Source organism: Pseudomonas sp. 13B_2.1_Bac1, from assembly GCF_025466155.1.
Classification (GTDB): domain Bacteria; phylum Pseudomonadota; class Gammaproteobacteria; order Pseudomonadales; family Pseudomonadaceae; genus Aquipseudomonas; species Aquipseudomonas aylmerensis.
Window position 1 is genome coordinate 40409 of sequence record NZ_JANLOH010000026.1, and the last position, 19586, is coordinate 59994.

Genomic DNA, 19586 nt, shown 5'->3' on the forward strand with positions numbered 1-19586 from the left:
GGCGCCTACAGTTGATCGGGTGATCACTCCACCGGGTCACTCACCGGCGTGGCAATGATCGCCTTCAACTCGCTGGTCATCGGGAATTCCAGGTTCAAGCCCTTGGGAGGAATCGGCTGTTCAAACCAACGCTGGTAAATCCCGTTGATCGCCCCCGAGCGGTACAGGTCGCCCAGTGCCTCATTGACCACCGCGAGAAACTGCGGGTCGCCCTTGCGCACCATGCAGCTGTAGATTTCCCGCGATTGCTCTTTGCCGACCACCACCCATTTGTGCGGATCCCTGGCCTTGGCGCGCTCACCGTAGAGCAGCGCATCGTCCATATAGAACGCCGCCGCGCGACCGGTCTCGAGCATCTTGAACGCCTCGCCGTGGTCCTTGGCGCTGATCACGAACATATTGGTCTTGTGCTCGGCGTTGTAGTTCTTGAGAAACCGCTCGTTGGTGGTACCGGCGGTGGTCACCACGTTTTTGCCCTTGAGGTCGTCAAAGCCCTGGATACCGCTGTCCTTGGCGGTCAGCAACTGACCCTTCACGTAGATAAAGCCGTAGGAAAATGCCACCTGTTGCTGGCGCTCTGCAGTCACCCCGGTGGAGCCGCATTCGAGGTCGACGGTGCCGTTCTGCACCAGCGGGATACGCGTCTGGGAAGTCACCAGGTTGTATTTCACCTTGAGATCGGCGACCCCGGTTTTCTCCTCGATGCGCTCGACGATCTTGCTCGCCAGGTCCACCGAATACCCCATGGGCTTGCCACTGCTATCCCCCACGTAGGAAAACGGCACCGACGCATCGCGATAGCCCAGGGTGATCGACTTGGCGCTGGCGATCTTGCCCAGCGTGCCATCCACCGGCGCTTGATTGGCATGGGCCTGCGCCCCCAGTAACAGCCCCAGGGTGCAACCGGTCAACAGGATTTTTTTCATTGTTATTCTCCGTTGGTCTTTGAGTTATTTACGGACAGCAATCACGCTGATTTCCACCAGCACACTCGGTCGCGCCAGTTCCGCCTGCAAGGTGGTGCGCGTCGGCGCCATGCCTGGCGACAGCCAGGCAGACCACACTTCACTCATTGGGGCGAAACCGTTGCCGATATCTTTCAAGTAAATGGTCGCATTCAAGACATGATCCTTGTCACTGCCGGCCTGGGCCAGCAGCCCGTCGATCTTCGCCAGCACTTCGCGGGTCTGGGTCGCCACGTCGACACCCTCGCCCGGCACCTGGCCCGAGAGGAATACCAGGTCCTTGAAGGTGACGGCGCCGGACAGTCGTTCGTTGCTGCTGATTCGCGTGATGGTCATGGGTGCATCCTTATGCGGCGCGAGGCGCCAGGCCCTGCATATCAATGGAAGGGACGTGTTGGCCGATCAACTCGGCGAGCAATTGGCCGCTGCCGCACGCCAGGGTAAAGCCCAGGGCACCGTGGCCCAGGTTCAGCCACAGGTTGCGATAGAGGCTGGCGCCAATCAGCGGCACGCCGGTCGGGGTAGCCGGGCGCATACCGGCCCATTCCAGCGCATGCGTGTAGTCGCCAGCTGTAGGAAATGTCTCGATTGCTTGGCGCTTGATCAGTGCCAGGCGCTTGGGCTCGAGGCTGGCATCGAAGCCGACGATATCCACCATCGCCGCCACCCGCAGTTGTTCGCCGATGCGCGCGTAGACGATCTTGCGGTCGTAGTCGGTGATGCTCACGTTCGGCGCGCGGTGCTGCGCGCCAATCGGCACGCTCAGGCTGTAGCCCTTGAGCGGGTACAGCGGCAGTGACAAGCCCGGCAACGCCAACTCGGCACTGCGATGCCCGGCAGCCAGCACCAATTGCTGCACCGGCATCACTTCGCCGCCCAGTTCGATAGCCTGTACCGCACCGTCGGCATGCAGGATCCCGGTGACCTTGCGCCCCAGCATGAAGGTGCAGCGCCCCGACGCTTGAAGACGCGCCGCCAACTGCTGGCAGAAGGCATGACAGTCCGCCACTTCCTCATTGGGCGTGTAGATGCCGCCGACAAACCCACCTGCCGCGAGTGTCGGCTCCAGGCGCGCACAATCTACCGCCGACAGCACCTGCTGCTGCAGGACGTCGGTGACCTTGCTGCGCGCCCGCTCGAAGGTGTCGGCATTGCGAAAAGTCACCAGCTTGCCGTTGCGTCGCCAGTCGAAACCGTCCAGGCCGTCATCGACGCGCCATTGCTGCAAGGTGGATTGGCTCAGGCTCGCCAGGCGCAGCAAGTGCGCGGCGTTGCGTTTGTTCACCGAGCCGCGGCAGGCGCCGATGAAGGCCGCCATCCAGCGCCATTGCTGGGGGTCCAGGCGCGGGCGCAGCCTGAGCGGCGAATCGCCGCGCAGCAACCAGCCAATCGCCTGCAGCGGCACGCCGGCGTCTGCCAGCGGGGCGACGTAGCGGTAGGACAACTGCCCACCATTGGCAAAACTGGTTTCGCTGCCCAGGCTGTCGCGTGCCTCGATCACCGTCACTTCATGGCCGGCGCGCACCAACGCGTAGGCACTCGCCAGGCCGATAACCCCTCCACCGATGATGCAAACCTGCCTGGTCATGCCAGCCCCCAGTCGTTGAATAAGAAGGCTCAAGCCTAGGGGCAGGTGACAGGTCACCGACAATGAATAAAGATGGGTCACCTATAAACAAAGGTTATGGACACGCCATGCGCTTGCGTCATATCGAGATCTTCCAGGCCATCCGCCAGACCGGCTCCATCAGCGCTGCCGCGCAGTTCCTGCATGTGTCGCAACCGGCCGTGACCAAGGTGTTGCAACACGCGGAGTTACAATTGGGCTTTCCGCTGTTCCTGCGGGTGCGCGGCAAGCTGCAACCCACGCCGGAAGCCCTAGCGCTCGAAAGCGAAGTGGAAAAAGTCACCCAGAGCCTGCAAGGCGTGCGACGCCTGGCCAAGAGCCTGCGCCGCGAGCCGGGCCAAAGTGTGCGCATTGGCGCGATCCCGGCCCTGGCGCTGTCGCTGCTGCCGCCGGCGATTCTGGAGTGGAAGCACGATTACCCGGACATCGCCTGCGAACTGTCCAGCGACCACAGCCGCGAGCTGGTGCAGAAACTGTTGATGCGCGAGATCGACCTGGCATTGACGCTCAACTTCTCCGGCCATCCGGGGTTGACCACCCAGGTGTTGGCCAATGGCGTGCTGGTGGCGCTGGCGTCCAAAGGCTATTGGTCCGAGGCTGAAACCCGCCAGCCGCTGCCGCTCGCCGACCTGGCGGGAGCGCCGCTGATCGGGCTCTCCAGCGCCGACCCGCTGGCCGCGAAACTCGACAGTTACTTGGAAAACGTCGACCCGCCGCCCCAGGTGACGATCTCGGTGCAAACCTATTCGCTGGCCCGGGCCATGGTGGAATCCGGCGCCGGGCTCACGGTGATCGACCCCTTCACCGCGCTGGGAGCCTCGACCGCCACCACGCGCATCCGCACGCTCACGCCGCCCTTGCCGATCACCTTGTACGCCCTCACCCGCGCCGACGAACCGCCGCCGCACATGCTGGCAAACCTGCTGCAGATTTTCGGCAAGCGTGCCCGCGAGCTACTGGAACGCCTGTAAGCGTAATCGCCGGCAAGTGACGGTCACAGCACGTAGTGCATGATCGCCACAAAATGCAGCAGGCTGCCGCCGATCACGAACAGGTGCCAGATGCCATGGGAATGCCGCAGGCGATCCTCCAGGGCAAAAAAGATGATGCCCACGGTATACAGCACCCCGCCCGACGCCAGCCAGGCGAACCCCGCCGAGCCCAGCGCGGCGAGCAGCGGCTTGACCGCCACCAGTACGATCCAGCCCATCACCGCGTAGATCACGATCGACAGGATGCGCGCCTCGGACCGCGGTTTGATCTCCTGCAGGATGCCGATCACCGCCAGCCCCCACACAATCCCGAACAGCGTCCAGCCCCATGGCCCGCGCAGCGTGACCAGGCAGAACGGCGTATAGCTGCCGGCAATCAGCAGGTAGATCGAGAAGTGATCGACCTTCTGCATGATCTCTTTCCGTCGCCCCTGCACGCTGTGGTACACGGTGGACGCGCTGTACAGCACCAGCAGGGTAAAGCCGTAAATGGCCACGCTGACGATTTTCCAGGGGCTGCCGTCCAGGCTCGCCACCACCAACATCCATACCGCACCGACAAAAGCTGCAACCGCCCCGAGCAAATGGCTCCAGGCGTTGAATCGTTCCCCGTGATACATGTGTCACTCACCTCGAATAACCGTTATCACCTTGAGCATTCTGACCGCAGTCACTCACTATCGGGTAACAACCTTTCTTCATTTGCTCTAACACCGCTGCCCATCGGATGATTCACACCGTCCTTGCCGGCACAGGGCTCAAGGGCCTCATCGCCGGCAAGCCGGCCCCTGCAAGGGTGCACCTGCCCCCATCATGGTATCGACAATGCCTGAGCTCGAACCCGACGCGCCGCAACCCAGCCTATGGCAACTGTTTTACAACTTCGCCATGGTCGGCCTGTTCGGCTTTGGCGGCGTGATGCCCTGGGCGCGGCAGATGATGGTCGACCGCCGCCGCTGGGTCAGCGAGCAAGGCTTCAATGAGCTGCTGACCACCGGCCAGTTCTTCCCAGGCCCCAATATCGCCAACGTCGGCATCATCTACGGCCGGCGCCTGCATGGCTTGCCGGGTGCGATTGTGACCGTCTGCGGGCTGTACCTGTTCCCCTCGCTGATCACCGTGTTCGCCGGTTTCGCCTACGCCAAGTGGTGGAGCAACGAGGTGGTGCAGCAGATTTTCGGCGCCGTGATGCCGATCGCCACCGGGCTGATGCTCGGCACCACCCTGCGCCTGCTCAAGGCCATGCCTCGCACCCTCGCCAACTACAGCGCGTTCGTGCTGACCTTCGTGTTGATGGCGGTTTTCGTGCTGCCGCTGTGGATGGTGCTGCTGATCTGCATCCCCAGCTCGCTGGCCCTGAGTTTTGTCAGCACACACAAGGTGGCCGGCTGATGCAAACCGTGCTGCTGCACCTGATGATCCAATGCGCGCTGTGGTCGCTGATGTCGATTGGCGGCAATACCGTGGCCATCAGTGATATCCACCGCTACGCCGTCACCGACATGAACTGGATCACCGACGCGCAATTCGTCGCGTTCTTCGCCCTGTCCCAGGCGCTGCCGGGGCCGAACGGCATGTTCCTGGTATTTATCGGCCAGCAGGCTGCAGGGTTGCCCGGCGCGCTGGTGGCGCTGGCCGCCAAACTGGTGCCTTGCTCGGTGTTGACCTACGTCGGCGCCGGCTGGCTGGAGCGTCACACCCGCACGCCCTGGGTGCAGCGCGTCAAGCGCAGCCTGCTGCCGCTCTCCATCGGCTTGATTCTCGCCTCGACCTACATCCTGATGAACAGCCTGGAAAACAATGCCACCAGCCTGGTGCTGACGCTGGCCAGTGCTGCCGTGGTGTATTACACGCGCCTGAACGCGATCTGGCTGATCATCCTCGGCGTGGTGCTGGGCCTGTGCAGCGCATGGCTGGGAGTGAACTGGTTTTAGGGGCACAATCGACGGCATTCGAACAAGAGCCCATGGCCATGCTGATCGACGAAGAATTCACCCTCAAAAAGCTCGAAATCTTCCTGGCGTTCATGCGCACCGGCAACCTGGCCCGCGCAGCCGCCGAGCTGCAAACCAGCAACGTCAGCGTGCACCGCGCCATTCACTCGCTGGAAAATGCCCTGCGCTGCCCGCTGTTCAAACACGAAGGGCGCAACCTCACGCCGCTGGAAAGCGCCTACGTGCTTGAAGAGCGCGCGCAAAAACTCATCGCCGATGTGGTCGACAGCGTGCGCCTGACCCGTGAAGCCGCCGGGTTCTCCGCCGAGCGCTTCAAGCTTGGCTCGCTGTACTCGCTGACGGTCAAGACCGTGCCGCAACTGATCATGGGCCTGAAAATCAGGCGCAGCGAGCTCAATATCGACCTGATCCTGGGCTCGAATTTCGACCTGCTGTACAAGCTCAAGAACATGGAAGTGGACGCGATCCTCATCTCTCTGGATGAGCACGCCAACGACCCCGACTGCGAACAGATTGCCTTGTTCAGCGACGACATCTTCCTCGCCACCCCGGCCGATTCGCCCTTCGACCGCGAGCGGGAAATCGACCTTGCCGACGTGCGCGACGCGACCTTCATCACCCTCACCCAGGGCTTCGCCACGCACCAGGATGGCAATCGCGTGTTCAAGCAGGCGGGGTTCGAGCCGAAGGTGGCGATGCAGGTCAATGACATCTTCACGCTGTTGAGCATGGTCAGTTCGGGCGTGGGTTATGCGCTGCTGCCGGGAAGGATTGCGGCGGTGTACGAGAACCGCGTGAAGCTGATACCGCTGCAACCCAGGTATCGGTTGCAGCAGCATATCGGCGTGGTGTTCCTGAAGGCCAAGGAGCGTGATCCGAACTTGCTGGCGTTGTTGGCGGAGTGTCGGATGTATGCCAATCGGCAGGGGACAGCCTGACACTCCGCTATCGGGGGTCAGCCCACCAACCCACGCACGATGAAGTACAGCAGCGAAGGCCCGAGCAAACACCCCAGCCCGGTATGGAACGTCGCCGTCAGCGCGCCGTACGGCACCAACCGCCGATCCGTCGCCGCCAGGCCTGCCGTCACCCCACTCACGGTGCCGGCCAAGCCGCCAAACACCATCGCCGAACGCGGGTTATCCAGCCCCATCCAACGCGCCGCCACGGGCGTGCCGACCATCACCAGGATCGCCTTGATCAACCCGGTGGCAATCGACAGCGCCATCACATCCGAGGTCGCGCCAATCGCCGCGCCAGTCACCGGGCCGACGATGTAGGTCACCGCACCCGCGCCGATGGTAGTCATGCTGATTGCATCGCGGTAGCCAAACACCCAGGCCATGCTCGCGCCGACGATAAACGGCAGGATCGTGCCCAGCAGCAAGGCGATCACGCCAATCATGCCGGCCTTGCGCGCTTCGGTGGCCTGCACCTCAAACGCGGTGGCAACAATGGCGAAGTCGCGCAGCATCGCGCCGCCCATCAGGCCGATACCGGAGAACAGCGCCAGGTCGGCCAGGCCTTTTTGCCCACCGGTGATCGTGCCGCCGACCCAGGCCAGCACCAGGCCAATAACGATGGCAATCGCCGAGCCGTGGATGCGTCCGAAGGTCAGTCGCTTGGACAGCACCACGGAAATCCACATGACCACGCCAACGAAGGCAAACGCGGTGATCAGGCCGTTATGTTCCAAGCCTTTTTCGATGAGATCCCACATATCAGCGGCCTCCCACGACAGGTGTCGGCGTGATCAGCGGCTCTTCATCGGGTAAAGGTTCACCCTTGTGCGTGCGGCTGATCAGGGCAATGGTGCACCCGCACACCACCACCGAACCAATCGCCGCGAGCACCGCGACCGGTCCGCCATGCAGGGCGGTGACGACGTTCTGTTGCGCGGCCATCGCCACGACCACGGGGATGTACATCGCGCCCCAGAAGCCCACGCCCATCTCGCAATCCTTGGTCATGCCACCGCGCTTTTGCATCCACAGGCGGGCGCAGATCAGCAGGATCATCGCAATCCCCACCCCGCCCACGTTGGATTTGACGCCGAGCAACACGCCAAGCATGTCGCCCATGATCACGCCCGCGAGCGTGCAGATCGCCAGCAATGCCACACCGTAAATAATCATTGTTGTTGTCCTCAAAGTGCTCGATCGAAATTGTTGTTTTTGTGCTTCGAAAGCCTTGGGTGGTGCTTTATCGGTGGCGGCGCTCCTCCTCTTCCAGCAAGGCCTGCAAGGTGTCCAGGCGGGCGCCTTCACAGGCGATCACCGTGCCTTGTTCAAACACGCGGCGTGACAGGCCGGTGAGCACGGCGCCCGGCGGCAGTTCGATCTGCAGGCGCACGCCGCGCTCGTAGGCGCTTTGCACGGTGCCGCGCCAGTCGACGACGCGGCACATATTGAAGGCCAGGTCGTCGCGCAATTGCTCGGGGTTGTGGATCGGCCGCGCACGCGTGCTGCTCAGGTAGGTGATGCGCGGCGGCTTGAGTGCACCGAACGCCTGGGCCAAGCGCTGGGCAGGCGCGTCCAGCAGCGCGCAATGGGACGGCACGCTGACCGCCAGGCGCTTGGCGATGCCATTGCCCTGGATGCGCTCTGCGACAAGCTTCATTGCTGCATCGCTGCCGGCAATGACGGTCTGGTTGTCGGCGTTGATATTGGCCAGGTACACCGGCGTTTCAGCACTGTGTATTTCGGCCAGCAGGTTTTCCACTGTGGATAACGCCGGGCCGATGATTGCGGTCATGCCGTAGCCATGTGGATAAGCGTTTTGCATCAGCTCGCCACGCAGGCTGACCAGTTTGATGGCCTCGTCGAAGTCCAGCGCGCCCGCAATCACCGCCGCCGGGTAGGCACCGATGGACAGGCCCGCGACATAATCCGGCGTGTGTTGCAGGAGGTGGGCGTGGGCCACACCGGCGATCAACAGGCAGAGTTGTACCGCGCGGGTCGACTCAAGGGCTTGCGCCGAGTCGAGCGCCAGGACGTCTTCACCCAAGGCCTCACTGGCCTGCTCCAACACCTCCACAGGCAGCTGATGGAGCATGCCCGGCCGTTGGGCGCCCTGCCCCGGGAAGACCAGGAGGCTGCTCATGCCACGGCCTGCCAAGGGTCCTGCACAAGGTGTGCACCGCTGGCGGTCTTGAGCAGCACGCGGCGTGATCCACTTGCCCATTCGCGCAAGGCGACGGCGCCAAACGGGGTTTGCAGTTGCAGATCCACGGCGCACGGTGCGGTGTTCAATATCGCCAGCAGATCCTCGGCATCACCGCGCTCAAGTCGCTCGGACGTACGCAGGATCAAATCCAGATCGCTCTGCGCGTGCAGCGCTTGAATCCCGCTGGCCAACTCGAAACCCGCGCTGCCCGTGACGCCCCACGCCTCCTGCGCCAGCAACGGGCGCAATAGATCGAGCGCGCGCAGCGCGGGTAAATCCCGTGGCGAGACCACACCACACAGAGCCTCGGGGATCACGCGCCGCTGCACTGCCGCCAGCGGCATATGGGTGGCATAACGCTGCTCACGCAACCGCCCGCGTACGCCGACGGGCACATGACCCGGCTCGGCCATGGCGCGGCGCACCACCACCGGATGGCCAGAGGCGACGGCCTCCAGCACCCAGGCCGGTGCGTCGGCAGGCACGTGCGCCGGGGTCATGCCCCAGAGCAAATCGTGGGCGTTCACCATTGCTCCCGCAGCAGCTGGCGTACCTGGCTGGAGGCGGCGCGATTAGCCGCGCCGAGACGCCCGCTCAAATCGCGGCCGTCGATATCCTTGACCGCATTGACCAGGCAATCGCTGACCCGCGCCACATCGTCCGGCGTGGGCTGTTCAATCTGGCTGACCGACAAGGTCTCCCACAACAGCCCCAAGCTGGCATAGCTGTCGATGTCATAGGCCATCGGTGGCACGCTGGCGGCCAGGGCTTCCAGTTCCTCGACACTGCGCAGGGTCACCCGCGCCGCCGAGGCCTTGCCCATGGCGTGAACCATCACACCGGGGTCACGCAGGGCGATCAGGCGGTTGGCCTGGTAGCCGTGGGCGAGGAACGCCCCGGACATCGCCTTGCCCACCAGCAGCGCGATCACCGGGTGGCCGGCCAACCGGGCGCGCGCATAGCTGTCGGCGGCGGCGGCCAGGGCCTGGTGAATGCCGAGGGCTTCTTCGCGACGGCCGTAGGCTTGGCTCGGTACATCGACGATGGCGATGATCGGACGCTGGTCCCCGTGGGCGATGGCTTCATCCACCGCCTTGGCCAGGCCCCAGCCTTCGAGCAACCCGACTTCGCCGTTACGGGCGCGCGGGAAGCGGTTCTGAGGGTCGCTGACCACGGCGACAAAGCGCACCGTCTGCTCACCCAAGACACCGTCGGCAACCCTCAGCGACTGCGGCAAACCGTCGACAGGGGCGGCGCCGGCACTCAATGCGTTGAACCACTGCAAGCCTCTCATGAGCGTTCTCCTTGATACAGGTCGCGCACCGTTGCCGCGTCGATCTGCGGCGTGGCGTCCAGTTGCGCAAGACGCGCCAGGTAATGTTCGGCCTGACGGCTGCGCTGTTGAGCAGGCAAGCCTTGTTGCAGCAATGCAGTGACGGTCTGCTGGATCTGCGTCACATCGTCTGCCACGTAACGGTCGGCCAGGCCGCTGTTGAAGCGCTGCTCGCCGCCGGTCAGGCTCCAGATAAACGGGCGGTCGCGCGAATCGTATTCTTCCAGGCCGGCTTCCTGTTCGATCACTTGCGGGCCATTGAGGCCAAGACGTGCTTCGCGGGTCACGACCAGGTAGCTGCACAGCCCGGCGGCGATGGACATGCCGCCAAAGCACCCGACACTGCCCGCCACCACACCAATCACCGGCTGGTACTGGCGCAGGTCGACAATCGCCGCGTGGATATCGGCAATCGCGGCCAGGCCCAGGTTGGCTTCCTGCAGGCGCACGCCGCCAGTCTCCAGCAACAGCACGGCGCGGGTCGGGATGCCCTTGCGATTGTCCTCGGCTGCCAGCTCCAAAGCGCCGGCGATTTTCGCGCCGCCTACTTCGCCAAGGCTGCCGCCCTGGAAGTTGCCCTCGATGGCGGCAATCACCACCGGTTTTCCGTCGATGCTGCCCTTGGCAATCACCACCCCGTCATCCGCCTGCGGCACCACGCCTTGGCGGCTGAGCCAGGGCGACATGACGCGTTGGAACGGGTCGATCAGTTCGAGGTAGGAACCGGCGTCCAACAAGGACTTGGCCCGCTGCCGGGCGCCCAGTTCGACGAAGCTGTGTTTGGTGAGGTCAGTCATGGCCGATCTCCTCGAAGCCCTGCTCCAGGCGCAGACGCACCACGCCTGGGGTGGCGCCGAAATCGTGAATATCAATCTTCAAGGCCGGTGGCGTCTGCTCCTGGAAGATCCGTTCGAACAGATGCTGCCAGCGGAGTGCGGCGCCATTCACCGAGGTCTGCACCTGGATGGTCAGCGTGCCCGGCGTGCCCGGTTCCAGCAGTACTTCCAGGTCACCCGAGCCGACGCAACCCACCAGCGCACGGCCTTTTGGCGGCTGCCCGGCGGGGAATTCAAAGGATAAGGTTTCCATCACAACGCTCCGTCGAGGCGGTCGATAAACAGGCAGGCGGCCAACAGGTCGGCGGCGCCACCGGGGGAGGCATTCAGGGCCAGCAGTTGGTGGTCCAATTCATGCAACTGACGGCGACCGGCGAGGGTCGCGCTGCCGCCTGCATCAAGCACGGCCTGGGCGCCGCGCTGCATGGCATACAGGCCTTCCAGGCCGGCGCGATAGAGCACACAGGTGTCGGCCAGGTCCGTCATGATCGCGAGCAAGGCATCCAGGCGCGCGTTCTGTTCGCCGACGTTTTGCCGGCGGCTCTTATGCAGTTGCGGCAGGCCGCGTAGCACCACCGAAGGGAAGCCCAGTTGCGCTTCTTCACGGGCGCCCCGTGCGCCGAAGCGCTGTGCGACCTGGGCGCCGTGGCTCATCGGTTGCGGGGCGTAGCGGTCGTTGAGCAGGGCCAGCTTGGCCGCGGTGAGTGTCACGGCGCGCGGCTCCAACGCCGCCGCTGCGGTCAGCAAGCCAAGCGCCCAGATCGCACCGCGATGGGTATTCACGCCGCCGGTAGTGGCGAGCATGGCTTGCTCACCTTCGCGGCCAATGCGCCCAAGGGCTTCGCGCAAGGGCAGGCCGACTTCACCGACGTCAATCGCTGCCTCGGCCATTGCCTTGAACATCGGCCACAGCGACAGCGCCGACGCGTGCATCAGGCCCAGGTGCAAATCGCTGTGGGCACCATTGCCACGCCGATCCACGAGGGCGGGCTTGGGCGACAAGTCAGCCTCATCGATCAACGCGTCGACGGCCATGTCTGCCAGGCGATCAGCCAGGCTCAGTTCATGCAGTTTGAGGGCGCGCATTTACCAGCTCCTGAATTTGGCGGGCGGGTTGTACAAACCACCCGACCAGTCCACCAGGTCGGCGACGCTCTTGGCCGCCAACAACTCGCGAGTGGCGTCGGTGCGGCGAATGCCCAAGTCTTCGGGCAAGGCAATCAAGCCTTCGCGACGCATGCGTGCGGTGTCTTTTGGGTTGTGGCGCATGCCGATGGCCGTCACGCCGGCGACGGCGGCGATCATTGCCTGGCGTTCTTCGAGTGAACGCGCCTTGTACAGGTAGGCGATGCCTTCTTCGGTGAGCAGATGGGTCACGTCGTCGCCGTAGATCATGATCGGCGCCAGCGGCATACCGCTTTTGCGCGCCACCTCCACCGCGTCGAGGGTCTCAACGAAAGTCGGCTTGCCGCCTTCCTGGAAGGTCTCGACCATCTGCACCACCAGCTTCTTGCCGCGTTCAAGCAAGGCTTCTGGCGCATCGTCGTGACGCATGTCCAGCCAGGCCGGTGTGCCGTGGCGACGACCGCGCGGGTCGTGCCCCATGTTCGGTGCGCCACCAAACCCGGCGAGACGCCCACGGGTCACGGTGCTGGAATGGCCGTCGCCGTCGACTTGCAGGGTCGCGCCGATAAACAGGTCCACCGCGTACTGGCCAGCGAGTTGGCAGAACATCCGGTTGGAGCGCATCGAGCCGTCGCGGCCAGTGAAGAACACATCCGGGCGCGCGGCGATGTAGTTTTCCATGCCCAGTTCGGTGCCGAAGCAATGCACGCTTTCCACCCACCCGCTTTCAATCGCAGGGATCAGGGTCGGGTGCGGGTTGAGGGTCCAGTTGCGGCAGATTTTGCCCTTAAGGCCCAGGGACTCGCCGTAGGTGGGCAGGATCAGCTCGATGGCGGCGGTGTTGAAGCCGATGCCGTGGTTGAGCGATTGCACATTGTGTTTTTCGTAGATGCCACGGATCGCCATCATCGCCATCAGCACATGCACCGGCTTGATGTGGCGCGGGTCACGGGTGAACAGCGGCTCGATGTAGAACGGCTTGTCGGCCACCACCACGAAATCCACCCAACTGGCGGGGATGTCCACGCGGGGCAAGTCGCTGACGTCATCCACCAACTGGTTGACCTGCACGATCACGATGCCATCGCTGAACGCGGCAGGCTCGATCAATGCCGGGGTGTCTTCAGTGCTGGCACCGGTGTAGATATTGCCGGCGCGGTCGGCCATGAACCCGGCAGACAGCACCACATTGGGGATCAAGTCCACCACCAGCCGCGCGTAGAGTTCAATGTAGGTATGGATCGCGCCGATTTCCAGCAGGCCGTCTTCCAGCAACTGGCTGATGCGCAGGGATTGAGTGCCGGCGAAGGAGAAATCCAGCTTGCGCGCGATGCCCTTTTCAAACAGGTCCAGGTGCTCGGAGCGGCCGACACTGGGCATGATCATGTGCAAATCGTGGAGCTTGGCCGGGTCGGCCTTGGCCAGGGAGCGCGAGAGGAAATCGGCTTGCTTCTGGTTGTTGCCCTCCAGCACCACGCGGTCGCCGGGGAGGATCAACGCCTCAAGCGCCGCGACGATCTTGTCACTGGGCAACACGGCCCCGTCGGCAAAGTGCTTGACCAGCCCGAGCCGCCGCTGCTTCTCGTCGCGTCGCCGCGTCCAGCGCGAGTCGGGGATTATTGTCGTTGTCATGGTCGCTCCACGGGTTTGCTGTCGTGGGCTGTACCTTAGGAGTGATTCGGGGGGCCATCAATCAAGCTGGGCGACGGATCATTACGGCTGGAGTAATGGAGCATCAGCAAATGCTGACCCGAGCCCAGTGAAGATCAAAAATATGGGACGTGGCTTGCCCCCGATGGCGGTGGGTCAGCCAAGTGATGTATCAACTGACACTCAGCCGTCGGGGGCAAGCCCCCTCCCACATTTGTTCAGTGGTGTCTGTGAGATAGCGGTCCCCAAAAAGGGCTGATCAGTCCCTGTTTGGGACCTTTTCGCAAGCGGGCGCCGGCCCCTCCCTATCGCCACTCATGGCCAGCCAACATAACTTCCACTTTATTCAGCAGTGCCGTCGCGCTATCAACCAACTGGCCTAGCAGCGCCTCATCCTCATCCATATACCCTTCATATTCCGCCAGGTTTCGACGCTCATGACACAGGGCCAACAACCTTACCGCCACCTTGCCCACGTCGGTGGTGTGAACCAGACATTGAAAGACCAGATAGCGTTTGTCCGAGCGATAGCCTTGCAGGCGCAAGGCCGTGAGTGCGAGAGCATGGGCGGCGTTATAAGCCAGGTCGAAACGACTGGCGAACGATAACGCGGCATTACCGGCGTCCTTCAACCGATCCCTGGCAGAACGCATCAGCCCATCACACTCCTTACGATCCGGCGGCTCAGCTTTCAAGCCACCGCTACGTTGCAGATTCTCCAGGTTTGCTTTGCTGTCCATCCGTGGATACCAGGGGGTTGCCCCCAATCAGATTGATCTTGTCCTGCTGCACGACCCGCTGCACAAAACTGTTCCCGGCATTCCATTTGCCAATCCAGTCTTCAGGGGTGTAAAGCGTCGGGTTGATGGGGCGCCCCAGTTGCTCTTCCAACGGTATAAGCCGCTCCATGACTTCACTGTAGTTGAGGCTTTGGCCAATCAGCATCAGATCTATGTCACTGGATGAGTGCGCCTCGCCCTTGGCGATGGAGCCGTAGATAAAGGCCCAGGTTATGTGCTCCGCGAACGGTGCCAGTGCATTGCGCAATGGCTCATCCAGGCTCAGCGTCTTGCGCACAATGGCTAACAGCTCCGAGTAGATCGGGCATTGGGGGTTGGCCTGGTAGTGGGTTTGGTTGCCCTGGCGCGTCATGTTCAAAATGCCCGCTGACTGCAAGCGCTCCAGTTCACGGGTGAGACTGCCTTTGCCCACCTGAGCCCACCGCGCAATTTCATTGGTGAAGAAGCTTTTGTCCGGCTTACCGAAAAGCAGGCCCAGCACTTTTTGCTGGGTGACAGTGAAGAGCGCGGTGCTGAGCGATAAGGTGTGCATGATGGCGGCCAAAGAGTCCCAAAAAGGGAACGATAGGTCCCTTTTTGGGAACGATCAAGTTTTAAGCCGCTGGGGAGGGAAAAATCTGCTCCAGCGCTTGATCCACCAACAACTGCCCCATCTCGGCCATTTGCTGGATCCCGAGCATGATGGCGCGCTGAGAAGTGTCCAGGTCGAAGGCCAGGTTGCAGGTGAGTGCGTTGAGGGAGGACAGGGTTTCGCTGGCGTTGACCAGCAGGGTTTCGGTGTCTTGGTGTGGGGTTACGGTGAAGAGGGGCGGATTGGGGGTAGGTTTGAACATGATTAACAGCTCCGATATGTGATGGAGACTGCCCTTTTCCGCTTGCACGCAAATAAGGTGGCAGCCGTGCGCAGGTGTGCAAGACCGGGCATATCGGACCCCGGCAGACCCCAAGGGATCTCCCACGCACAGCCGCCATAACGAATACAGCAGGCATAAAAAACGCCCGTTGGATGGCTATGGGCGCTGGTGCGTCGACATGTAACCGGACTTGCACGTCCGTGTCACCGTTTTTTGCGATGACGGGACGAAGACTAGGCGCGCTGACTGCACGCGACAAGTTCATGCAAGGCTCAAAATCCTGCAGGAAAAATCCGAAGGCTCACCACAACTCTCAAGGCAAAAGCACTTCCTGTGGCGAGCGGGCTTGCCCCGCGTTGGGCTGCGTAGCAGCCCCAGGCAGATCAACGCGGTGTATCAGATGTAAACCGTGGGCAGGTTTTGGGGCTGCTGCGCAACCCAACGCGGGGCAAGCCCGCTCGCCACATTGATATTGCCCAACCTCGCGCGCAGCATCGAGAATCAAAACGCCATGACCACCTTGGCCCCTCCCAGGCCTTCGAGGGCATAACTCTTGTACTCATACACCCGCCCCTGAACATCCAATCGAAGCTCGCCATCCTGCTCACTCACTTGCACAGTGGGCTCTTGGGTTTTCAGAAAGGGATGTGCCGACACTAATGTGGTGAGTATTTCCTGATCATTACCCAGATCCTTATGGACGTAGTATCTGTAGGAAAAGCCCACCGTCGCTCCGCCTTGGCCATCTCGCGCACCGTAAATCGAATTACCGTTGCCCAAGGAGTACTTCAACACCACTTCGTCCAGAGCCGGCGCTCCGGATGACATGAGCCAGCCGCCGCCGATATAGATCAGGCAGACCGCCAGCAAACAATTACGCAGAACAGGTATGAGTCCCTTAATGGCCTTGAGAAATTGCATACTCAATACCTCTCCTTATCCAATATTGATCTCGCGGGTCGTCACCAAAAGGCTCACCGCCCCACCATAATCCAAAATCCGGGAGCGTGGTTTTTGCGAGGGTTTGAGCAACACCTGCCGCCCGCAACAGCACATGCTCTGGAATCCCCAGCACGGTGCCTGTTGCACCGTAATTGAAATTACCAAAAGCCTCGTATTGACGTCCCCGCCTCTTGTAGTTCCAGGGGCCGGCGGCACGAACCTGAGAATAAAACCAGGAGTAGGCGAATGCCGACCCGGGCTTGAGATGAATGCGTTTGCATGTAGATATCGCCATGTTTTCAAGAATTGAAACACCAGGCGGCATTAACGGTACGGCCATTTGCGAGTCCTAGCTTGCAGTGAGAAACGCAGAAGCTAGCCATCCCACCCAGGCTTGAATACCCGCTCAATCAAATGCAGAACTCGCCTACAGCCAACTCATACCATTCCGACATTCTTTGATCATTTGCATGGTCTGCGAGGGCGTGTCGCCTGGTCCTCCGACAGACAGCGAAGAATGTTCGGATAGGCTTTTCAGGCTATTACTCAAAGACCCAGCCGAAACAGTCGATTATCTTGACTACCACTGAGTAGGAGTCTCTATAGGGGTATGCACAACCCACCTCACCCAGGCGAAATTCTGCTGGAGGATGTGGTCCCTGCCCTGGGCATCACCATCACCGAAATGGCCAGGCACCTTGGCTTCGCCCGCGAAACCTTTTCAAGGATCTTGCATGGCCACGCGCCTGTCAGCCCCGACCTTGCCGTGAGGCTTGAGCGAGCCGGCGTGAGTACCGCGCATCTATGGCTGTCGATGCAAAGCGCCTACGACTTGTGGCAGGCCGAGCATCGAGAGCAGCCGATGATTGAGCCGTTTGCGCGGATTGATTAAGGAAAAATCCGACCGGACGCTCAACGCGCCATGACGTTAACCACTACATGCAAAATGAACGCAGGCCCGTAACAAGGTTTCCCCTGCTCATCCTCGATTCTCCAGACTGAAGCCACCGTACACGTCTCCCTGGGTGCTGCAAACTCCACACTGATACGCACCGGCTGGCCCGGCAGCGTATCGGCAATAGGGAGCTCGCTGTGCAGGCTACGCAAATGAATATCCATCACAACCTCCAACTGGCCTTGTGGATCTGCGCGGCGGGCAATCACATATTCCCTGTCAACACGCACCAGTCGTCGCCCGCGCCAGGGTCGTGTGCCCAAGTTCTGAATCTCCCAGGTTTTCTGAAAGACTTCCCCCGGCAACACGACGGCTTGATCAGGCGTCGTGACATCGGCATTGAACACCGCAACGTCCTCCGGATCATCAATACCTGCAGCCCGATTGGTGGAAGCCATTGAGCACGCATAATCGGGCGCACCTGTCAGGTCAGCGAAGTAGCGAAACAGCAGCAAGGGAGAAACCTGCAATGCCTTTGCCAGCTTGATCAGCGTACGCACCGACGGGTCCCTGGAGGCTCCCGCCGCGAGACCGTACAGGTAGGTTCTGGAAATTCCCGCCTCCTTGGCCAGCGCAGTCAGGGGCTTGCCCAACTCGCGGCTGCGCCGTGCAACCAGTGACCTGAGGGTATCTCGCGTTCTTATATTCATACGAAGTTTGCGGTTCCCATTTTTAGGTGAACGTCATTTCTTTGTCCGCCAAAAAAGACAATCTGTCCGCCGCCACGTGTCTTGAACCCTGCACACTCGCCACCTGCTGGCGATGTTGTGAAGGACATGGATGGGGCACTTTTAGTCGGTCATATCCAGTGTCGTAGTTTCTCGCATGCTTGCGAACCTAGTGTTTGTTGCATTCCTTTACATCTACCTTTGGATATAGCCATGAACCACATCAAAGCGTGCTGTGAATCCGTTGCTCAAACAGGATTTGGCACCCTGCAAATATCAGAAGCGATGCTGCTGGATTACAAAAAAATCGTTGATGGATACTCCGCAATATCGCCAGCCACCAAGGCCGCGTTTTCCTTCGCGAAAGACACCGATGGATTTTTCCCCTTCGGCGCTGAGTACTCGAGCCTTGAGGATCAGCCAGACTTGTGTGAGCGATTTTGTTATTGGCCTGCGCACTCATCAAAACGAAGATCTTTTGAATTCACACAAAGTGAATTTTTTGCCGCCGTTAATGCTTTTGAACAACAGATCAGCGAGCTTGCCCAGGAATTGATGGACGGAATTTGCGCGGAGTTTGGAGCTACTTCTTTGAACTCTTTGCGTGCAGCGTCCTACTTGCAACTGTGTGTCTATGGAGCTAATTCCGGGTCGAGTCAGCGCCAGTTCGCTCAGGATCCTCACGAGGATGGTCATCTGTTGTCATTTATCAAGCCTACTCGTGATGGCCTCGTCCTGGTTCGAGGCCGCTCGCTGGAGCCGGTACGCCTCTTGGAGAACGAGGTTGCGATCTTGGCCGGATCGTTACTGACTGACCTCTCAGACTCTGCGATTCCCGCTGCATACCACGCAGTTCTGAGTCCTCGGAGACCCATGCCACGCAGCTCTCTCATTTACTTCGTCAACCCTGATGCAGAGCAGGAACTGACAGGCTTTTTCCGCCACCAGCCGATCGACGTGAAAAGCGCCGTCAACGCGCGCCATACCGGTTTCGGTAATCAACCCCTTCCCTTGAACTGATACCCAAGCGGTCGAGCACTTCATGACTCCAGACCTCAACGCCTTTTATCTCGAAGGTCTTCTGCTGGGCATCGGACTGTTCGCCGCTCCTGGACCAAAGGACACCCTGGTCATTCGCCAGGGTGTCAGTCGCAGCCCTGTCTGGGGGGTGGTGGCGGTATGCGTGTTCGCCGATATCATCCTCATCGCTCTTGGGGTCATGGGCTTGGGCTCGTTGCTCGGCAGCAAGCCAGGTTTGGTGGCGTTCCTGCTGCTGTCGGGTGCGGCTTATCTGTTGTGGTTTGGCTGGCAGCGGTTATTGGCGTGTGTGCGTAACCAGTCGATGCCAGACACTCGAAGCAACCTCACCTCACAACGGGGATTGCTGCGCACGGCGGTGATACTTGGATTTGCCAATCCGTATGCCTGGCTGGATACCGTAGTGCTGATTGGCTCTATTGGTGCGGCAAAGCCCGTCAGCCAACAAGCGTTCTTTGCCGGCGGAGCAATGACCGCGTCGCTGGTGTGGTTTGTGGTTTTGGCGTTGGGATGCCAGCGGTTGACGGGGCTATTTCGCTCGGCAAAGGTCTGGCGTTTGTTGGACGCGGGCGTGGTGATTTTGATGGTGTACCTGGCGGGTATGCTGATTGCTGATTTTCATCTGCTGCAGCGTCTCTGAACGGGAAAGCGCCCTCACCACAGGGGCCTTTCATTTCTCAT

26 protein-coding genes are annotated in these 19586 nt (G+C 61.3%); 7 read left to right on the forward strand and 19 right to left on the reverse strand.

Annotation, left to right across the window (positions count from 1 at the left end):
• Nucleotides 1-23 precede the first annotated feature (23 nt).
• From NTD80_RS05775 to NTD80_RS05785, 3 genes are read right to left on the reverse strand one after another with little or no spacing between them, the layout of a single operon-like run.
• Nucleotides 24-926, reverse strand: coding sequence for a transporter substrate-binding domain-containing protein (locus tag NTD80_RS05775; protein WP_262132596.1), 903 nt, complete (start codon nucleotides 924-926; stop codon nucleotides 24-26).
• 24 nt (nucleotides 927-950) lie between these two features.
• Nucleotides 951-1301, reverse strand: a complete 351-nt coding sequence (locus tag NTD80_RS05780) for a RidA family protein (protein ID WP_262132598.1) — start codon at nucleotides 1299-1301, stop codon at nucleotides 951-953.
• Between the two features lie 10 nt (nucleotides 1302-1311).
• Nucleotides 1312-2553 (reverse strand): D-amino acid dehydrogenase, encoded by a 1242-nt coding sequence (locus NTD80_RS05785; RefSeq protein WP_262132599.1) that lies wholly within the window; start codon nucleotides 2551-2553, stop codon nucleotides 1312-1314.
• Nucleotides 2554-2660: 107 nt separating this feature from the next.
• Between NTD80_RS05785 and NTD80_RS05790 the strand changes: the two genes are divergently transcribed.
• Nucleotides 2661-3563 (forward strand): LysR family transcriptional regulator, encoded by a 903-nt coding sequence (locus NTD80_RS05790; protein WP_262132600.1) that lies wholly within the window; start codon nucleotides 2661-2663, stop codon nucleotides 3561-3563.
• A 23-nt stretch (nucleotides 3564-3586) separates the two neighbouring features.
• Here the strand turns inward: NTD80_RS05790 and trhA are convergent, their stop codons facing one another.
• A complete protein-coding gene (gene trhA, locus NTD80_RS05795; RefSeq protein WP_262132601.1) occupies nucleotides 3587-4204 on the reverse strand; it encodes a PAQR family membrane homeostasis protein TrhA in 618 nt (205 codons plus the stop codon).
• Nucleotides 4205-4409: 205 nt separating this feature from the next.
• On the opposite strand from trhA, the gene NTD80_RS05800 reads away from it, so the two are divergent.
• From NTD80_RS05800 to NTD80_RS05810, 3 genes are read left to right on the forward strand one after another with little or no spacing between them, the layout of a single operon-like run.
• Complete coding sequence (locus tag NTD80_RS05800) at nucleotides 4410-4976, forward strand: chromate transporter (RefSeq protein ID WP_106802407.1); 567 nt, start codon at nucleotides 4410-4412, stop codon at nucleotides 4974-4976.
• Nucleotides 4976-5518: a chromate transporter gene (locus NTD80_RS05805; RefSeq protein WP_065904891.1), complete on the forward strand. Its 543-nt coding sequence runs from the start codon at nucleotides 4976-4978 to the stop codon at nucleotides 5516-5518. The genes NTD80_RS05800 and NTD80_RS05805 overlap by 1 nt, the downstream gene beginning before the upstream one ends.
• Before the next feature lie 38 nt (nucleotides 5519-5556).
• Nucleotides 5557-6477, forward strand: coding sequence for a LysR substrate-binding domain-containing protein (locus NTD80_RS05810; RefSeq protein ID WP_065904893.1), 921 nt, complete (start codon nucleotides 5557-5559; stop codon nucleotides 6475-6477).
• Between the two features lie 17 nt (nucleotides 6478-6494).
• On the opposite strand, the gene madM is transcribed toward NTD80_RS05810, so the two are convergent.
• The 14 genes from madM to NTD80_RS05880 form a co-directional block, all read right to left on the reverse strand.
• Nucleotides 6495-7259 carry a malonate transporter subunit MadM gene (madM, locus tag NTD80_RS05815; protein WP_058426582.1) on the reverse strand — a complete coding sequence of 255 codons (765 nt, stop codon included), beginning with the start codon at nucleotides 7257-7259 and terminating at the stop codon, nucleotides 6495-6497.
• A gap of 1 nt (nucleotide 7260) precedes the next feature.
• The gene (madL, locus tag NTD80_RS05820; RefSeq protein ID WP_064454526.1) at nucleotides 7261-7674 is read right to left on the reverse strand and encodes a malonate transporter subunit MadL; all 414 of its coding nucleotides are present in this window, start codon (nucleotides 7672-7674) and stop codon (nucleotides 7261-7263) included.
• Between the two features lie 67 nt (nucleotides 7675-7741).
• Nucleotides 7742-8641 carry a malonate decarboxylase subunit epsilon gene (gene mdcH, locus NTD80_RS05825; protein ID WP_262132606.1) on the reverse strand — a complete coding sequence of 300 codons (900 nt, stop codon included), beginning with the start codon at nucleotides 8639-8641 and terminating at the stop codon, nucleotides 7742-7744.
• Nucleotides 8638-9234 carry a malonate decarboxylase holo-ACP synthase gene (locus tag NTD80_RS05830; protein WP_262132608.1) on the reverse strand — a complete coding sequence of 199 codons (597 nt, stop codon included), beginning with the start codon at nucleotides 9232-9234 and terminating at the stop codon, nucleotides 8638-8640. The genes mdcH and NTD80_RS05830 overlap by 4 nt, the downstream gene beginning before the upstream one ends.
• On the reverse strand, nucleotides 9228-9998 hold the full coding sequence (gene mdcE, locus NTD80_RS05835; RefSeq protein ID WP_262132610.1) for a biotin-independent malonate decarboxylase subunit gamma: 771 nt from the start codon (nucleotides 9996-9998) through the stop codon (nucleotides 9228-9230). Before mdcE ends, NTD80_RS05830 begins: the two co-directional genes overlap by 7 nt.
• Complete coding sequence (locus tag NTD80_RS05840; RefSeq protein WP_262132611.1) at nucleotides 9995-10834, reverse strand: biotin-independent malonate decarboxylase subunit beta; 840 nt, start codon at nucleotides 10832-10834, stop codon at nucleotides 9995-9997. Before NTD80_RS05840 ends, mdcE begins: the two co-directional genes overlap by 4 nt.
• Entirely contained in the window at nucleotides 10827-11126 is a 300-nt protein-coding gene (locus NTD80_RS05845; RefSeq protein WP_213554037.1) for a malonate decarboxylase subunit delta, read from the reverse strand. Before NTD80_RS05845 ends, NTD80_RS05840 begins: the two co-directional genes overlap by 8 nt.
• Nucleotides 11126-11959, reverse strand: coding sequence for a triphosphoribosyl-dephospho-CoA synthase (locus NTD80_RS05850; RefSeq protein ID WP_262132613.1), 834 nt, complete (start codon nucleotides 11957-11959; stop codon nucleotides 11126-11128). The genes NTD80_RS05845 and NTD80_RS05850 overlap by 1 nt, the downstream gene beginning before the upstream one ends.
• Nucleotides 11960-13630, reverse strand: a complete 1671-nt coding sequence (mdcA, locus tag NTD80_RS05855) for a malonate decarboxylase subunit alpha (RefSeq protein WP_262132614.1) — start codon at nucleotides 13628-13630, stop codon at nucleotides 11960-11962. It lies immediately after the preceding gene.
• Nucleotides 13631-13953: 323 nt separating this feature from the next.
• Nucleotides 13954-14388: a hypothetical protein gene (locus NTD80_RS05860; protein ID WP_106802400.1), complete on the reverse strand. Its 435-nt coding sequence runs from the start codon at nucleotides 14386-14388 to the stop codon at nucleotides 13954-13956.
• On the reverse strand, nucleotides 14351-14980 hold the full coding sequence (locus tag NTD80_RS05865; protein ID WP_262132681.1) for a nucleotidyltransferase domain-containing protein: 630 nt from the start codon (nucleotides 14978-14980) through the stop codon (nucleotides 14351-14353). The genes NTD80_RS05860 and NTD80_RS05865 overlap by 38 nt, the downstream gene beginning before the upstream one ends.
• Before the next feature lie 61 nt (nucleotides 14981-15041).
• Complete coding sequence (locus NTD80_RS05870; protein ID WP_262132616.1) at nucleotides 15042-15281, reverse strand: DUF6124 family protein; 240 nt, start codon at nucleotides 15279-15281, stop codon at nucleotides 15042-15044.
• 522 nt (nucleotides 15282-15803) lie between these two features.
• Nucleotides 15804-16223, reverse strand: coding sequence for a hypothetical protein (locus NTD80_RS05875; RefSeq protein ID WP_262132618.1), 420 nt, complete (start codon nucleotides 16221-16223; stop codon nucleotides 15804-15806).
• On the reverse strand, nucleotides 16201-16584 hold the full coding sequence (locus tag NTD80_RS05880; RefSeq protein ID WP_106802397.1) for a polymorphic toxin type 44 domain-containing protein: 384 nt from the start codon (nucleotides 16582-16584) through the stop codon (nucleotides 16201-16203). Before NTD80_RS05880 ends, NTD80_RS05875 begins: the two co-directional genes overlap by 23 nt.
• 270 nt (nucleotides 16585-16854) lie before the next feature.
• Between NTD80_RS05880 and NTD80_RS05885 the strand changes: the two genes are divergently transcribed.
• Entirely contained in the window at nucleotides 16855-17136 is a 282-nt protein-coding gene (locus NTD80_RS05885) for a HigA family addiction module antitoxin (protein ID WP_262132621.1), read from the forward strand.
• A gap of 20 nt (nucleotides 17137-17156) precedes the next feature.
• On the opposite strand, the gene NTD80_RS05890 is transcribed toward NTD80_RS05885, so the two are convergent.
• Nucleotides 17157-17792, reverse strand: coding sequence for an NBR1-Ig-like domain-containing protein (locus tag NTD80_RS05890; protein WP_262132623.1), 636 nt, complete (start codon nucleotides 17790-17792; stop codon nucleotides 17157-17159).
• Nucleotides 17793-18080: 288 nt separating this feature from the next.
• On the opposite strand from NTD80_RS05890, the gene NTD80_RS05895 reads away from it, so the two are divergent.
• On the forward strand, nucleotides 18081-18887 hold the full coding sequence (locus tag NTD80_RS05895) for a 2OG-Fe(II) oxygenase (RefSeq protein WP_262132625.1): 807 nt from the start codon (nucleotides 18081-18083) through the stop codon (nucleotides 18885-18887).
• A 22-nt stretch (nucleotides 18888-18909) separates the two neighbouring features.
• On the forward strand, nucleotides 18910-19545 hold the full coding sequence (locus NTD80_RS05900) for a LysE/ArgO family amino acid transporter (RefSeq protein WP_262132626.1): 636 nt from the start codon (nucleotides 18910-18912) through the stop codon (nucleotides 19543-19545).
• Nucleotides 19546-19586 lie beyond the last annotated feature (41 nt).